Origin of the sequence: Microbacterium oxydans (assembly GCF_000956405.1) — a bacterium.
In the GTDB taxonomy this organism is placed as follows: domain Bacteria; phylum Actinomycetota; class Actinomycetes; order Actinomycetales; family Microbacteriaceae; genus Microbacterium; species Microbacterium oxydans_C.
This window is the reverse complement of sequence record NZ_JYIV01000013.1, coordinates 1-15,785: the sequence shown is the minus strand read 5'-3', so window position 1 is coordinate 15,785 and position 15,785 is coordinate 1. Positions and strand designations below refer to the sequence as shown.

At 69.5% G+C, this 15,785-nt stretch carries 12 protein-coding genes and 1 pseudogene; 5 read left to right on the top strand and 8 right to left on the bottom strand.

Annotation, left to right across the window (positions count from 1 at the left end):
- Position 1 precedes the first annotated feature (1 nt).
- The 3 genes from RN51_RS18315 to RN51_RS01490 are packed head-to-tail and all read left to right on the top strand — an operon-like array spanning position 2 to position 4,499.
- Positions 2 to 1,165 (top strand): hypothetical protein, encoded by a 1,164-nt coding sequence (locus RN51_RS18315; protein ID WP_045262279.1) that lies wholly within the window; start codon positions 2 to 4, stop codon positions 1,163 to 1,165.
- The gene (locus tag RN51_RS01495) at positions 1,162 to 2,805 is read left to right on the top strand and encodes an ATP-binding cassette domain-containing protein (RefSeq protein WP_045262278.1); all 1,644 of its coding nucleotides are present in this window, start codon (positions 1,162 to 1,164) and stop codon (positions 2,803 to 2,805) included. Before RN51_RS18315 ends, RN51_RS01495 begins: the two co-directional genes overlap by 4 nt.
- Positions 2,802 to 4,499, top strand: a complete 1,698-nt coding sequence (locus RN51_RS01490) for an ATP-binding cassette domain-containing protein (protein ID WP_045262277.1) — start codon at positions 2,802 to 2,804, stop codon at positions 4,497 to 4,499. Before RN51_RS01495 ends, RN51_RS01490 begins: the two co-directional genes overlap by 4 nt.
- 9 nt (positions 4,500 to 4,508) lie before the next feature.
- Here the strand turns inward: RN51_RS01490 and RN51_RS01485 are convergent, their stop codons facing one another.
- Together RN51_RS01485 and RN51_RS01480 are read right to left on the bottom strand one after the other, a co-directional pair.
- A complete protein-coding gene (locus RN51_RS01485) occupies positions 4,509 to 5,213 on the bottom strand; it encodes a ThuA domain-containing protein (protein WP_045262276.1) in 705 nt (234 codons plus the stop codon).
- 3 nt (positions 5,214 to 5,216) lie between these two features.
- Positions 5,217 to 6,662: an NAD-dependent succinate-semialdehyde dehydrogenase gene (locus RN51_RS01480; RefSeq protein WP_045262275.1), complete on the bottom strand. Its 1,446-nt coding sequence runs from the start codon at positions 6,660 to 6,662 to the stop codon at positions 5,217 to 5,219.
- A gap of 122 nt (positions 6,663 to 6,784) precedes the next feature.
- Here RN51_RS01480 and RN51_RS01475 point away from each other — a divergent pair, with 122 nt between their 5' ends.
- Complete coding sequence (locus RN51_RS01475) at positions 6,785 to 7,822, top strand: LacI family DNA-binding transcriptional regulator (RefSeq protein ID WP_045262274.1); 1,038 nt, start codon at positions 6,785 to 6,787, stop codon at positions 7,820 to 7,822.
- A gap of 29 nt (positions 7,823 to 7,851) precedes the next feature.
- Here RN51_RS01475 and RN51_RS01470 read toward each other — a convergent pair whose 3' ends face one another.
- The 5 genes and pseudogenes from RN51_RS01470 to RN51_RS01455 form a co-directional block, all read right to left on the bottom strand.
- Entirely contained in the window at positions 7,852 to 8,718 is an 867-nt protein-coding gene (locus RN51_RS01470; protein WP_045262273.1) for a carbohydrate ABC transporter permease, read from the bottom strand.
- Entirely contained in the window at positions 8,715 to 9,653 is a 939-nt protein-coding gene (locus RN51_RS01465; protein ID WP_231579185.1) for a carbohydrate ABC transporter permease, read from the bottom strand. Before RN51_RS01465 ends, RN51_RS01470 begins: the two co-directional genes overlap by 4 nt.
- 57 nt (positions 9,654 to 9,710) lie before the next feature.
- Positions 9,711 to 10,799: pseudogene (locus RN51_RS01460) on the bottom strand (ABC transporter substrate-binding protein); the annotation flags it as partial.
- 24 nt (positions 10,800 to 10,823) lie between these two features.
- Complete coding sequence (locus RN51_RS18635; protein WP_231579183.1) at positions 10,824 to 11,006, bottom strand: hypothetical protein; 183 nt, start codon at positions 11,004 to 11,006, stop codon at positions 10,824 to 10,826.
- A gap of 106 nt (positions 11,007 to 11,112) precedes the next feature.
- Positions 11,113 to 12,132 (bottom strand): hydroxyacid dehydrogenase, encoded by a 1,020-nt coding sequence (locus tag RN51_RS01455; RefSeq protein ID WP_231579182.1) that lies wholly within the window; start codon positions 12,130 to 12,132, stop codon positions 11,113 to 11,115.
- 114 nt (positions 12,133 to 12,246) lie between these two features.
- Here RN51_RS01455 and RN51_RS01450 point away from each other — a divergent pair, with 114 nt between their 5' ends.
- The gene (locus RN51_RS01450; RefSeq protein WP_045262271.1) at positions 12,247 to 13,173 is read left to right on the top strand and encodes an aldo/keto reductase; all 927 of its coding nucleotides are present in this window, start codon (positions 12,247 to 12,249) and stop codon (positions 13,171 to 13,173) included.
- Between the two features lie 7 nt (positions 13,174 to 13,180).
- Here RN51_RS01450 and RN51_RS01445 read toward each other — a convergent pair whose 3' ends face one another.
- On the bottom strand, positions 13,181 to 15,730 hold the full coding sequence (locus RN51_RS01445) for a DEAD/DEAH box helicase (RefSeq protein ID WP_045262340.1): 2,550 nt from the start codon (positions 15,728 to 15,730) through the stop codon (positions 13,181 to 13,183).
- Positions 15,731 to 15,785 lie beyond the last annotated feature (55 nt).

Genomic DNA, 15,785 nt, shown 5'->3' with positions numbered 1-15,785 from the left:
CGTGACGCATGGGTTCCGCGAAGGGCGTGGCCTCGCCGCCCCGCTCGATCAGGTGCACTCGACGCAGGTACCGTCCGGTCCGCTGCCGCCCGGCCCGAGGGTGAACGCCTGGGAACGGACCGGAGCCGTGTCGGACGAACCCGCTGTCGGGGTGCGCGAACTCGTCGACGGTCTGTGGCTCCCCGGGGAGTTCCATCGGGCGGAGGACGGCACGTCCACGCGCATCCACCGTCGCCCTGTGCCCTCGGCGGGGGCGTGCTACCCGGTGCAGACGCACTTCGTCGACGCGGATGGCGGGCGTTGGGCGGTCGACCACGACAGGGGACTCTTCCTCCGGCGTGATCCCCGTGCCGACCGCGCGGACGGATGGCCGTCGAACACTCCGGGGGACGGGATCGCGCGGGTGGTGTTCACGGTGCAGCCGGGTCGATCCTTCGGCCGTTACCGACATCGAGCGTGGCCGCTGTGGATCGCCGACACCGCCTACGCGGTCGCCGCCGTGGGCTTCCTCCTGGGTGCGAGGGCGGGGCGGGGGCTGTTCGGACCGTCGGCCCTGCTGCGTGGGCTGCTCGGCGTGCCCCGTGCTTCCGACGTCGACAGCTGGCTCGGACGGGGGCTCGTCCCCGAGATCCCGCTCGCCGCGGTCGAGCTCCCGCGCGCTCCGTTGCCGGTGGACGCGGCACGTCGCGCTCTCGGCACCAGACGCTCGCCGGCCACGTCGGAGTTCGCGGCCCGGACCCCCGCGCGAGATCAGGCAGACACGCGAGAACAGGCCGACGCGCGAGATCGAGCGTGCGCGCCAGATCAGGCCGACGCGCGAGATCAGGCAGACGCGCGAGATCAGGCCGATCGACCGTCGATGGGCCTGATCTCGCGTGATGGCCTGTCGCTGCGTGCCGAGGTCGAGCACCTCGCGCGTGCGTCCGGGCAGGCGTGGGTGCGGGGCGCAAGCGCCGTCCGCTCCTGGTCCGTGCCCACCACGGCTTCGGCATCGGTCATCGGTACCGCGCTCTGGAACGCCCACCTCGCCGCGGCCGGTCTCTGCTACCGCGCGGCCCTCGACGGAGGCTGTGGCGTTCGCCCGGTGTCCGGCTTCTCTTCGACCGGCGGGCGCTGGATCCTCCACGCGGTCGCCTTCCTCGACTCTCCCGGAGGTTCACGATGATGATCGTCCCCGAGCTGTGGCGCGAAGCGCGACGGCACCCCTGGCTTCTGGCCGGGACCACGTTCCTCCTTCTCCTCGTGTACGCGACGCACCTGCTGCAGGCGCTGGCGCTCGCGTGGTCGCTCGCCGCTCTCGTGCGCGGTGACGGGCAGGGTGCGGTCGTCGGCATCGGGGCGATCCTCGCGATCGGAGTGACGCGGATGCTGCTGACCCTCGTGCAGGGGGATGCCGCCGCGCGTCTCGGGGGGAGGGTGAGGGAAGACCTGCGGGGTGCGGCTGTCTCCGCGGTGCTCGTGCCGGAGCGATTGCACGACGCCGGTCTCAGGGACGGCTCGACGCAGCTCGCACTCGGCGACGGCATCGACGGCACGGACGCCTATGTGTCGAAGTACATCCCCGCAGTGGTGCAGCTCGTGGTGGGCAGCTTCGTGGCGGTGTGTCTCGTGGCCGTGCTGTCCCCGCTGATCGCGGTGTGCGTCGCGTTGGGGATCCTGCTGGCGGTGCTCGGTCCGCTGCTGTGGAAGCGCATGCTCGCCCGTCGAGGCTTCGAGCACTGGGACAGCTACGAGGCACTCAGCGGCGACCTGCTCGAGTCCCTCCGAGGCATGTCGACGCTGCGCGCTCTGGGAGACGTCCCCGCCACGCGGGCGCGCCTGCACACGAGGTCGGAGGCGCTGCGCCTCGCCACCGAGCGGGTGATGCGCTCCTCGCTGGCGGAGACGGCCATCACCGATCTCGCCGTGCAGGCCGGTGTGGTACTCGCCGCCGGGCTCGCGGTCGTCGCCGTCCTGACCGGTGAGCCTCCGGCCGTCGAGGTGTACGCGCTGCTTCTGCTCTCGTCCGAGGCGTTCCGTCCGGTGCGCGAGCTCTCCCGGCACTGGCACGCGGGTTTCCTCGGCCTCACGGCTGTTCCCGGTCTCGCGACCCTCGGGGCGTTCCGTCGCTCGCCCGCTCCCGTGCCGGTGCAGGGGGAGGCCGGTGCGCACGCTCGTCGCGGGGGCCAGGTGCTCCGCATCTCCGGTCTCTCGTACCGCTATCCCGGTGCCGAGCGGGACGTGCTCCGCGGCGTCGACCTCCTGGCCGAGCGCGGAGAGGTCCACGCGATCGCCGGTCCCTCGGGCGCAGGCAAATCCACGCTCTTCGACCTCGTCCTCGGATTCCTGCCCGCGGCAGCCGGAACGGTCGAGCTCGACGGGCGTCCGCTCCAGCCGGACGATGTCGCCGTCGTCTCGCAGCGCCCTGTCCTCTTCGCCGGCACCATCAGGGAGAACGTCGACCTGTTCGGTGCGGATCATGAAGAGGTCGAGCGTGCCTGCGCCGCGGCAGGTGTTCTCGACGAGATCAGGGCCATCCCCGGCGGCTTCGAGGCGAGGGTGGCGGAGGCGGGCGCGAGCCTGTCGGGGGGACAACGCCAACGCCTCGCGCTCGCCAGAGCACTGCTCGCCCGTCGCCCCGTGCTGCTCGTCGACGAGCCCACCAGCGCCCTCGACGACCGCAGCGCCCTGACCGTCGCCGAGACGCTCGAACGCGTCGCCGAGGAGAGGATCGTGCTCATGATCAGTCACCGCCCCGAGGCGCTCGCCCGCGTGGCCGACGTGCGGGTGCTGCGCGAGGGAGTGCTCGTGGAGGAGACCCCGTGACCTCGTCAGGGGCCATCCTCGCCCGGCTCCTTCCGCCGCTGCGACCGGAGTGGCGTCGCATCATCGGCAGCTATCTGATCGCCACCACGAGTCTGTGCGCGCTCGCCGCCATCGGGGTGCTCACCGCCCTCGGCGTGGGCGGCGCGGTCGTGCATGGAACCTGGCCTCCGGTCATCTGGTGGGTCGCGCTCGGCACGCTCGTGCTGCTGCGCACCTTCCTCACCTGGCGGGAGATGGACGTGTCGCACGCCCTCGCATACCGGGTGCTGGCGCGGCTGCGGATGGCGCTCTTCGATGCCTACTCCCGAAGCGTCCCGGGGCGGCGCCGCGAGCACTCGGGTCGCGCGGCGTCGGTGGCGATGACCGACATCGAGAAGCTGGAGTTCTTCTACGCGCACACGGTGGCGCAGATCGGGGCCGCCCTCACCCTGTTCCTCGGAGCCGTGGTCTGCGCGCTCATCGTGATGCCGGTGGCGGCGTGCGTGATGCTCGGCGGGGCGGCGGCCGTCGCGCTCACCGCGTGGGCAGGAGCGCGACCGGCGCGGCGGGTCGGGGCGCGCGAGCAGCAGGAGCGGGAGGATCAGTCCGAGCGACTGGTCGATGCTCTCGGCGCCGTGCGCGAGGTTCTCGCCTACGGGCTGCAGGGCCGCGTCGTGGGCGAGGCGGTCGCCGGCACCCGGAGGTCCGCGGCGATCAGTCGTCGGAGGGACGCCATCGCCCACCTCGTCGACGGCACTCGCGAGCTGATCCTCACCGCTGTGGTGATCGGCGTGATCGCGGCGTCCCTGGTCCTCGACGGGACGGTCGGCAGCACTCGGGCCGCGATGCTGCCCGCGGTGATCGCGCTCGCCGTGGCCGGAGTGGCTGCGGTGGCCGATGCCGCCCATACGGTGTCGGAGCTGCACCCGCTGATCGCGAGCGCCGACCGTGTGGGGGCGGGTCTGCATCGTCCTCCGGTCGTGACGCCGGTCGAGCGTCCGATCTCAGTGCCCGATGGCCCCGTCGGGGTGCGCTTCGAGAAGGTCTCGTTCTCCTACGACGACCGGACCGAGGTGCTGGGCGGCTGGTCGATGGACGTGGATCCGGGCGAGCACATCGGTCTCGCCGGGCCGTCCGGGGCAGGCAAGAGCACGGTCATCGCGCTCGCCGCCCGCCTGTGGGATCCGGCGACCGGCGTCGTCGCGCTCGTCGACGCGACAGGCGTCGCCTTTCCGCTCGGCCGCATCCGCGACGACGATCTGCGCCGGGTCGTCGCGGTGGTGGAGCAGGACACCCGCCTCTTCCACGGCACGGTCCGAGAAAACCTGTTGCGCGGAGCGGACCCTCGCACCGACGAGCAGCTGTGCGACGCCCTCGCGCGAGTGGGAGCGGACGACTGGATCACCCTCGATGACGAACTCGGTGAGCACGGTGCCCGGTTGTCCGGAGGCCAGCGGGCGCGGCTGGCCCTGGCGCGGGCGCTGTGTCGCGAGCCGCGGGTGCTCATCGTCGACGAGATCACCGCGAGCCTGGACGCCGAGTCCGAGCGCATCATCTCGGACGTGCTCGAACGGTTCGAAGGGACCGTGATCGCCGCCTCCCACCGACGCGAGACGCTGGCGAGGTTCGGCAGGATCGTCGCGGTGGATCGGGCGGGGCGCACCGCACAGTCCGTTCCCGTCAGCTCGGTGGCCTCCGGCGCTCTCGAGCGGTGAGCTGCGGCGTCAGACCCCGCCCAGCCATTGCAGGGTACGGCCGAGCAGCTCGCGATGACCCGTCGACGCGTACGAGCGGGAGTCGTGACCGAGTGCGTCGTAGACCACTCGCGACGGGCCGACCTCGCGCGTCCACACGAGCGGATGCTGCACGCCGTCGTGCTCGTGGAACGCCAGCCGGTCGATGTCGCCGTGCACCCGGAGGTCGGTGTATCGCTCGTCGTCGACGGTGAAGTCGGGCATCCCGGTGGCGAGCGGATGCCGAGGATCCAGCCGCACCTGTGCCTCATCGAAGTGCGGATGCCACGACGTCCCGCGCACCCATCGCCCGCCGAGGGCGCGTTCGTAGCTCGGGTAGTCCCGCAGGCTCGCCGCCGCGGAGTGCACGGCGAGGAGGCCGATGCCGCGGTCGAGCGCGGCACCGAGGGCGAGGTCGCCCGCCACCGCATGCTCGAAACGGTGCTCCCGTGGGACCGTCGGCGCCTGCGCGTCGGGCGCGTCCCCGGCATCCGGACCCTCGGGGTCGCCCGCATTGACGACGAGCAGACGCACCCCGGGGTCGAGTCCGCGCAGGGCTGCGTCGACGTCGGTCTCGATGCGCGGGGAGAAACCGGCGGTGCGGACGAGCTCCGCCAGCAGCGGGCTGGTCTCCGCATACGGGTGCCACGGGTCGGCGTAGCGTCCGGTTCCCGTGAGGATGAGGGCATCGACCATGATCTATCCCTGCGAGATCAGCTTCTTGACCAGGTACTCGTGCACGGCCTCGGGGCCGCCCTCCGAGCCGAAGCCGCTCTCCTTGCGTCCGCCGAAGAACGTGTCCCTGGCACCGACGCCGAACTTGTTGACGCTGACCATCCCCACGTCCAGGCGACGCGGCAGGCGCAGCGCCCGGTCGGCGTCTTTCGTGAACACGTAGGCGGCGAGGCCGTACGGGAGGGCATTCGCCCGCTCGACCACCTCGTCCTCGTCGGTGAACACGCTCGTGGCCGCGATCGGCCCGAACGGCTCGTCGTGCATCACGAGGGCGTCGTCCGGGACATCGGCGAGCAGCGTGGCCGGCCAGTAGTATCCGACGCTGTCGTCGCCCGAGCCGCCGGCGACGACAGTGGCCCCGCGCTCGACGGCATCCTGCACGAACGGTGCCATGGCGTCGTAGCGGCGCGAGTTCGCGAGCGGTCCCATCTCCGTGGTCTCGTCGAAGCCGTCACCGGTGCGCGCGGCCGCGAGCAGCTCGCCGAACCGGGCGACGAACTGGGCGTGGACGGCTTCGTGCACGTAGAAGCGCACGGGCGAACCGCACGACTGCCCGGTGTTGTGGAGCTTGGCGCCGAGGGCCTGTCGTGCCACCTCGTCCACGTCGACGTCGTCGAAGACCAGGACGGGGGCGTGGCCGCCCAGTTCCAGCATGACCGGCTTGGCCGCGTCTCCGGCGAGGCGGGCCAGGTGCTTGCCCACGCCGATCGACCCGGTGAACGAGACCTTGCGGATGACGGGCGATGCGATCAGGGTCTCGGAGATCTGCGCCGGATCGCCGAACAGCATGCTCAGCACGCCGTCGGGAAGACCGGCGTCGACGAGGGCATCCGCGAGGGCGACCGCGCTGGCGGGGGTCTCCTCCGCGGGCTTGATGACGACCGTGCAACCGGCCGCGAGGGCGGCTGCGACCTTGCGTCCCGGCACCGTGAGCGGGTAGTTCCACGGTGTGAAGGCCGCGACCGGTCCGACCGGCTCGGTGACGACGAGCGTTCGCCCCTCGTCTCCGGCCGTTGGCAGGACGACCCCGTAGGCGCGCGGCGCCTCGGTGGCGAGGGAGTCGATGATGTCGGCGGTGTAGTCGACCTCGCCGAGCGAGTCGCCGTAGGGCTTGCCGTTCTCGAGGGTCATGGCATGGGCGATCGGCTCGCGCCGATCGCGCAGCAGCTGCGCAGCTCGCATGAGGATCGCGGCGCGGTGGTGCGGCGAGGTGTCACGCCAGGCTTCGGCGGCACGACCTGCGCCGGCGAGTGCGTCGGCGATGTCTTCCGCCGTCGCGAGCGGCACCCGCCCGATCACCTCTCTGGTTGCAGGATTCTCCACCGCAGCGGTCGCCCGAGTGGCCGCGCCGATGCGCTTCCCGTCCACCAGGAGTTCGATATCCGGGTATCCGAATTCCGTCGATGTCATGAGAGCACCTCAGTTCTCGTAAGCGGGAATGCGCTGTCCCACTTTTTCTTTTTGTTATTCAGGGTAGTCCTCTGTGACGCAGCAAGCGCATTCCTGCGAGGTTCGCGATAGTCTTCTCCACGATGACTCTCGATGCACGTGGCGGACGACCGCCGACACTCTCGGACGTCGCGCGCCTGGCCGGTGTCTCCCAGTCCACCGCTTCCCGCGTTGTGAACGGTTCGGCACGACGCGTGGACGCCGAGTACCGCGAGCGCGTCCTCGGCGCGGCGCGTCAGCTCGGTTATGCGCCGAACATCGCAGCGCAGGCCGTGGCGAGGGGCGCGTCCCACCGGATCGCGCTCATCACCGGTGGCATCGCAGACGCCTACTTCTCCGCGATGACGGCGTCGATCATGAACGCCGCCGAGGCGGTCGATCTGCGCGTCTCTCTCGCGGTCGGCTCTCGCAACACCGAGCGCGAGCTCGAGCTGGTGCGTGAACTCCGCGGCGAGCAGCCGCGCGCGATCATCCTCGCGGGAACCGGCTACACCGACGCGCGGTCCGACCCCGCTGTCGAGGCGGAGCTGCTGCGCTACCAGGAGACCGGCGGGCGCGTCGTGCTGATCAGCCGCGCCGACATGCCGTTCGAGACCGTGTACTTCGACGACTTCGAGGGTGCGCGTCGTCTCGCGGTCGAGATGGTGGCGCGCGGTTACCGCGCGCCACTGCTCCTGGGAAGCGACCTGCCGCTGCGCTCCATGCAGGAGAGGATCGACGGCTTCACGGCGGGTTTCGCGGAAGCCGGCATCGCCATCCCGCCGTCTCGTGTGCTGCGCCCCGAGTTCCACTGGGACGGCGCGCGGGAGCTCATGACGGAGCTCGACGACAGCGTCCTCGCATCCGCGGATCTGGTGTTCGCGGTGACCGACGTCCTCGCTCTCGGAGCGCTGAACGGCCTCCGTGAGCGGGGCATCGAGATGCCGGGGCGCATCGGCGTCGCCGGGTTCGACGACATCACGACACTGCGTGATGTCGTGCCGCCCCTCACGAGCGTGCACGTGCCGCTCGACGAGGTCGCCGCCGAAGCGATCCACCGCGCCACGGCGGCGCCGGCCGATCTGCGCCGACGCGTCATCCCGACCCATCCGGTCGTGCGCGCGAGCACACCGCCCCGCTGAGTCCGAGGACGACACGAGACGCAGGCGACTCATGCCTTGACACCGCCCGACATGAGGTCGAGGCGCCAGAACCGCTGCAGCGACAGGAACAGGGCGACGACAGGGATGATCGCGATGGCCGCGCCCGTGATCACGAGCGAGTACAGCGCCGCCTGCGAGGCACCGGCACGGAGCATCGCGTAGAGGCCGAGCGTGAGGGGGAACTTCGAGTCGTCCGTCAGCATGATGAACGGCAGCAGGAAGTTGTTCCAGATCGCGATGAACTGAAGCAGGAACACCGTCACCAGCGCCGGTGACATCAGCCGAAGCCCCGTCGACAGGAAGATGCGCCATTCCGTGGCGCCGTCGATGCGCGCGGCCTCCATGATCTCGTTCGGCACCGACGCCTCGGCGTAGATCTTGCAGAGATAGATGGCGTACGGGCTGACCAGCAGCGGCAGGATCACGGAGAAGTAGTTGTTGGTCATCCCGAACTGCGCCAGCAGCAGGTACTGCGGGATCGCGAGCATGATCTGCGGCAGCAGCACCGCCGCGACGATGATGCGGAAGATCGACGTGCTGCCGCGGAACCGGTACTTGGCGAGGGCGTACCCGGCTGCGGCCGCGATCAGCGTCGAGGCGATGCCGCCGCCACCCGCGTAGAGCGCGGAGTTGAGCATCCAGCGCCCGAAGATGCCGTCGCGGTAGGCGAGCAGCTCGGCGATGTTCTCGAACAGGCCGCCGCTGAACGACGGCAGCGCGGTCGGCGTGGAGAACAGCTCGGTGCTGCTCTTGGTCGCGGCGACCACGATCCACAGCACCGGCAGTACGCAGTACAGGGCGCCGATGAACAGGACGATCGTGGAGAAGAGGTTGGTGCGGCTCAGACGCCGAGGGCTGGACACGACGGCGGTCATCGCTTCTTTCCGATCAGGATTCCGACACGGTTCACGAGGACGGATGCCCCGACCGTGAGCACGACGAGCAGGAGCGAGGTCGCTGCGGCGCGGTGGATGTCGTCGTTGACGAAGGCATCGGTGTAGACCTTCATCAGGGGCACCCACGTCGACGAGATGGCGTTCGCGAGCGGACGCAGGGTGGTCGGCTCGTTGAACAGCTGCAGCGCGCCGAGCACGGAGAAGAGCGAGCACATCACGATCGCAGGGCGGATGAGAGGGAGCTTGATGCGCAGGGCGATCTGCAGCTCGCCGGCTCCGTCGAGTTTCGCCGCCTCGTACATCTCCTGGGGCAGGCCGCGCAGCGCGGTGTACATGATCACCATGTTGAAGCCGACCACGCCCCAGACGGCGATGTTCGCCACGGAGAAGAAGATCTCCGTCCCGCCGAAGAAGTCGATGACGTCACCGCCGATCGGGCTGGTGGCCGGGAGGTAGAGGAAGCCCCACAGCAGCGAGGCGATCACGCCGGGAACCGCATAGGGCAGGAAGATCAGGATGCGCCAGACGCCGATGAGACGGGTGCGGTCGGCATCGAGGCAGAGCGCGAAGAGGGCGGCGAGGATGATGGTGCCCGGCACGCCGATGCCCGCGACGATGAGCATGCGTCCGAGACCCGCCCACAGCTCGGAGTCGAGGAAGGCCGAGACGTAGTTCTCGATGCCGACGAACTCGAGCGTCGACTCGCCTCCCAGAAGGCCGCCGGAGATCCGACGCTGCATGAGGCTGAGGATCAGGGCGTAGATCGCGGGGGCGAGGGTGAAGAGCGCGAGCAGGATCAGCGCCGGCGTCAGCAGTGCGAGTGCGAAGCCGGCGTTCGTCCTCGGTCGACGTCGGCCGCGCGGGTCTTCAGGGGTGTGCCGGCTCGATCGCCGCGCGGCGGTGGTGGTGGTCACGTCTGTCTTTCTCTCGGGAGGGTGGGTGGGGCGGCTCCGCCCCACCCACCGGGAATGCTATTTCTCGACGGTGAAGCCGAGCTTCTTCATGTCGGCGACCGTCACCTCCTGCATGTTCTTCAACACGTCGGAGAAGGGGGAGCCGGATTCGATGGCGGAGGCGAAGCCGTCGTTGTAGGCGCCGAAGGTGACCGTCGCGTTCGGGCCCCAGAGGTCGAAGGTGCGTGCACCCTCGGAGATCTTCGCGACCGTGGAGTAGTAGTCGGGCTGGTTCGGCATGTAGGCCGGAGGCGTCTGCAGGGCGTCGAGCTTCTGGCCGTTGATGGCGGCGGGGAAGATGTTGATCTTCTCCACCTGGAGCGCGAGCGCCTCGTCGCTGGTGTTGAACCACTCGATGAAGGCTGCGGCTTCCTTCGGGTGCTTCGAGTCGGTGGTGACGGCCGTCGCCGAACCGCCCCAGATGCCCGTGGTGGCGTCGCCGGCGTTCCAGTCCGGAAGCGCGGTCATCGTCCACTTTCCCTTGGTGTTGGGGGCGATGCCGCCGAACTGCGCGGGGGCCCAGGCGCCGGAGATCCACCCGGCGTAGGTGCCGTCGTCCATCTCCTTGTTCCACTGCGGCGACCAGAACGGCTCGCCCTTGATGGTCCCCTCGTCGATCAGGCCCTGCCAGTAGTCGGCGACCTTCACCGAGGCGTCGTCGTCGATCGCGACCTTCCAGGTGTCACCCTTCGCGGACCACCAGTTCGCACCCGCCTGCTGGGTGAGGCCAGTGAACCATCCCGGGTCGGCGGAGCTGAACGTGCCGAGGTACTTGCTCGGATCTGCCGCGTGCAGTGTGCGGGCGACGTCGGCGTACTCGTCCCACGTGGTGGGCGGGGTGAGGCCGTACTGCTCGAAGATGTCGTTCCGGTAGAAGAAGACGAGCGGCGCGAAGTCCTGCGGAAGGCCGAAGACCTTGCCATCGAACGACACCTGGTCGAAGGCCGCCGGCGTGAAGCTGTCGGTCGCGTCCTTGGTGTACTCGGTGATGTCGGCGGCGACGCCGTTCGACACGAGCGCCGGCAGTGCCTGGTACTCGACCTTCACGATGTCGGCGGCGTCACCGGACTTGTGGGCGGTGAGGATGCGGCTCACGAGCTCGTTGCCACCGGCGGGGTCGGTGACCTCGACCTAGATGTCGGGGTGCGACTCGTTCCAGACCTTGGCGATCTCGGGCATCGACGGATCCCACGACCACATCTGCAGTGTGACGGGGCCGCTGCTCTCGTCCTCGGTTCCGGTTCCGGCGCCGCAGCCGGCGAGCAGTGCGGCTGAGGCGACGATCGCCCCAGCGGCCAGCAGGGTCCTTCTCATGGTGCATCTCCTTTGATGGGTAGCCGTCGGGTCGACGTGGGAAAGCGTATCGGAATGCGCTTTCCCACGAGACTAAGGATGCGTCGCGCACCTGTCAAGCTGCTGCTCACGCCATGGCCGCGAGTTCGTCGAGAGACACGGCGTGTCGCGCGGTCTCGCCGCGGGCGGCCCGCCGCACCTCGGCGACGACGGACTCCCCGAGGCGGCGGAGCTCGTTGCCCAGAGCGCCGGCGATGTGCGGGGTCACGATCACCGACGGCGACTCCAGCAGCACGTGCCCAGCTGGAAGGGGTTCCGGATCCGTGACGTCGAGGACAGCTCGGAGGCGCTCGGCTCTGACCTCGGCCACGAGGGCGTCATGGTCCACGATCCGACCCCTCGCCGTGTTGATCAGGGTCGCCCCGTCGGGCATCAGGCCGAGCAGTCGGCGGCTCACGAGGCCGACCGTCTCGGGCAGCAGCGGCGCATGCACGCTCACGATGTCGCTGTTCGAGAACAGCTCGTCGAGGTCGACCACCCGTGCGTGCTCGCGGATCGGGTCGTCGTCGCGCAGATAGGGATCGCTCACGGCGACGTCGAAGTCGAAACCTCGGAGCAGCCCGATCACCCGCCTCCCGATCTTCGACGCGCCGAGGATCCCGATGCGGCGGCGGTGGTTGCCGATGCTCTCGAAGAGCGGGGAGAGATCGCGGGCGGGGTCCTCGCGGTGGGCGGCCGCGGCGCGGGGGATGCCCTTGCCCTCGAGCAGGATCATGGCGAGCGTGTACTCCGCGACGGGCACGGCATTCGCCGCCGCCGCTGTGGTCACGCGGATCCCCCGATGCCAGACCTCCGGATCGAGGTGCTCCTTCACGGTTCCCGCCGCGTGGTGGATCGCGCGGAGGGCGGGCATGCGGTCCAACTCCTCCGGTCCGATCCGCGGGCAGCCCCACCCGGTGATGAGTGTGTGCACGGTGCGCAGGCGTGGATCGTCCAGAGCCTGGATCACCGGGCGTTCACCGAAGTCGAGCAGGTCGCCGAGGATGCAGAACTGCTCAGGGGCGAACAGCTGGGTCACGAGGCCGCGTCGCATCAGGAACTGCGCAGGCGGACGGGCGGTCGGCATCTGACTCGGGGGGAGGGTCATCGATTCTCCTTGGCGGATGCGGCGGTGGCGGACTACGATCGGTGCGCGGGAAACCGCATTCCGAGAATGTAGCAGCATCCGGAATGACATGACGTACGCGAAGGGGCGGTCACTGTGACGACATCGAGGATCGCGGCGGGGTCGGGTAGCTGGGTGCAGTGGAACCCGGCGAGCATCGGAACGGATGTGCCCGCCGCCGACTCCATCGACCTCGTGCTCGAACTCTTCGAGGACCCGGCGGTGCGCGTGCTGGACACCGCCAACAACTACGGCTTCGGGGCCAGCGAAGAGCGGATCGGCATGGCGATCCGTGAGCACGGCGGCGTTCCCGACGACTTCGTGATCCAGACCAAGGCGGATCGCGACATGGTGTCCGGGGACTTCTCCGGGGCGCGCTTGCGGCTGTCGCTCGATGAGAGCCGCAGCCGCCTCGGTCTCGACCGACTTCCCGTCGTCTACCTCCATGATCCGGAGAACATCAGCTGGGAGCAGGCGTTCGCCGTCGATGGGCCGGTCGCGGCGCTGGTCGCCGCTCGCGACACGGGCGTGATCGGAACGCTGGGCGTCGCGGGCGGACCCTCCGCTCTGATGCGCCGCTACCTCGACACCGGCCACTTCGAGGCGCTCATCACGCACAACCGCTACACGATCGTCGATCGCAGCGCCGAAGGCCTCATCGACCACGCGCACGCGCACGGCATCCACGTCACGAACGCCTCGCCCTACGGCGGAGGATTCCTCACGGCATGGCCGCCGCCCACCGAGCGCTACGCCTACGGTCCCGCAGCGCCGAGCGCCTATCGGACGGCGGAAGAGGCGGCCGCCCTCTGCCGCGTGGCGGATGTCCCGCTGATCGCCGCCGCCCTCGCCTTCTCGACGCAGGACCCGCGGATCGATCGCACGATCATCGGCATGCGCACGGTCGACGACCTCCGGGCGACCCGTGAACTGCTCGCGGCGCCGATCGACGACGTTCTGCTCCAGGCGCTGCGCCGGCTCGACCCCGACCCGCGTGGGTGGCAGGATCCGCCCGAAAACTGATCCCCGTCTACAGCCGGTCGACTCCGGCGACGGTGACGACCGCCTCGCCCGCCTCATCTGACGCGGCGAGGTCGATCGTCGCGGAGATGCCCCAGTCGTGGTCGCCTGCCGGGTCGTCGAAGATCTGCCGCGCGGTCCACACCGCCGGGCCCTCGGTGAGGATCAGCAGCTTCGAGCTGCGTGCATCCGTTCCGGTGAGGATCTCGTCGTGGTCGTCGAAGTATCCGTCGAGAGCATCCGACCACGCGTCGGCGCCGAAAGTCGGGTCGAGCTCCGCCAGCGCGTCGACGTCTTCCCGCGCGGCGAGCTGCACCCGCCGGAACAGCTCGTTGCGCACCAGGATCCGGAAGGCGCGGATGTTGCTCGTGAGGCGCTTGGGGGCGGGGGGAACGATCGGCTCGTCAGGTCGATGCGGGTCGAAGCGTCCGTTGTCGACGCCGGCGATCAGCTCCTCCCACTCGTCGAGCAGGCTGGAATCGACCTGACGGACGAGTTCGCCGAGCCACTCGATGAGATCGCGGAGGTCTTCGTCCTTGAACTCCTCCGGGATGGTCTGCGAGGCCGCGCGGTAGGCATCGGAGAGATAGCGCAGCACCACGCCCTCGGACCGTGCGATCTTGTAGTAGGCGACATATTCCCCGAACGACATGGCTCGCTCGTACATGTCGCGCACGACCGACTTCGGGTGCAGCTCGAAGTCGCGGATCCACGGCTGAGCGGCGCTGAACGTCTCGAAAGCTGCGGTCAGCAGCTCGTCGAGCGGCTTCGGGTACGTGATCTGCTCGAGCAGTTCCATCCGCTCGTCGTACTCGATGCCTTCGGCTTTCATGGCGGCGACCGCTTCGCCGCGCGCCAGGAACTCCTGCTGGCTCAGCACGGCGCGCGGATCGTCGAGCGTCGACTCCACGATCGAGATCATGTCGAGTGCGTAGGAGCCGGTTCCGACCCCCTGGGTCGCCGAGCGGGTCGAGGCGTCTGGATCGAGCAGTTCGAACGCGGCGAGGGCGAACGGAGAGAGCGGCTGATTGAGGGCGAAGTTCGGCTGCAGGTCGACTGTGAGGCGGATGTCGCCGTCCGGTGTCTTCTCGACGATGCCCGATTCCCGGAGGGTGCGGTAGATGCCGATGGCCCGGAGTGCCAGCTCGCGCTGCCGCTTTCGCGGCTCGTGGTTGTCATATACCAGCGCGCGCATATTGGCGAAGACATCGCCGCCCCTGGCGATCACGTTGAGCATCATGGCGCTCGTGATCTGCATGTGGGAGGTCAGGGTCTCCGGCACGGCATCGATGAGCTTGCGGAACGAGGGCTCACCCCACGACACGAAGCCGTCGGGTGCCTTCTTGCGCACGATCTTGCGCTTCTTCTTCGGGTCGTCGCCGGCCTTCTTCACCGCCGCGGCGTTCTCGCTCTCGTGCTCGGGCGCCTGGGCGACCACCGTGCCGGCGGTGTCGTATCCCGCACGCCCCGCTCGTCCGGCGATCTGATGGAACTCGCGGGCGTTCAGCTGTCGCATCCGCGTGCCGTCGAACTTCGTGAGCGCGGTGAGCAGCACCGTGCGGATGGGCACGTTGATCCCGACGCCGAGGGTGTCGGTGCCGCAGATCACGCGCAGCAGACCGCGCTGAGCCAGCTGCTCCACGAGGCGTCGGTACTTCGGCAGCATGCCCGCGTGGTGCACGCCGATGCCCGCACGCAGGAACCGCGAGAGCGTCTTCCCGAACGCGGTCGTGAACCGGAACTCGGCGATCAGGGCGGCGATCTCGTCCCGCTGCTCGCGGGTGGCGACCTTGGTGCTCGACAGTGCCTGGGCACGTTCCATCGCGGCGGCCTGCGAGAAGTGCACGACGTAGATCGGCGCCTGCCCGGTGTTCAGCAGGTCGTCGATCGTCTCGTGGATCGGGGTGGTCTCGTAGAAGAAGTGCAGGGGGACGGGGCGCTCCACCCCCGTCACGGTCGCCGTCTCGCGGCCGGTGCGACGTGTGAGGTCGGCGGCGAGCTCGGTCACATCGCCCAGGGTCGCCGACATCAGGATGAACTGCGCCTGCGGGAGTTCGAGCAGCGGCACCTGCCACGCCCATCCGCGGTCGGGGTCGGCGTAGAAGTGGAACTCGTCCATCACGACCTGCCCGACGTCGGCGTCGGTGCCCTGGCGCAGCGAGAGATTCGCGAGGATCTCCGCCGTGCAGCAGATGATGGGGGCGTCAGCGTTCACCGCAGAGTCTCCCGTGACCATGCCCACGTTCTCGGCACCGAACACGTCGACCAGGGAGAAGAACTTCTCGCTCACGAGCGCCTTGATCGGTGCCGTGTAGTAGCTGCGACGCCCGGCCACGAGTGCGCTGAAGTGCGCGCCGATCGCCACCAGCGACTTCCCGGTGCCGGTCGGCGTCGACAGGATCAGGTTGTTGCCGGACACGATCTCGATGATCGCCTCGTCCTGCGCGGGGTACAGGCTGATGCCCGTCGATTCCGCCCATTCGACGAACGCCAGGTAGACGGCGTCCGGATCCGCGGCGTCCGGAACGAGGGCGGGGTCGAGCCGCGGAGGGGTAGTCATGATCCCTCGATCATCCCATCCGCCGATGGGTGCCCCCTGCGCGAGGTCTTCCCGC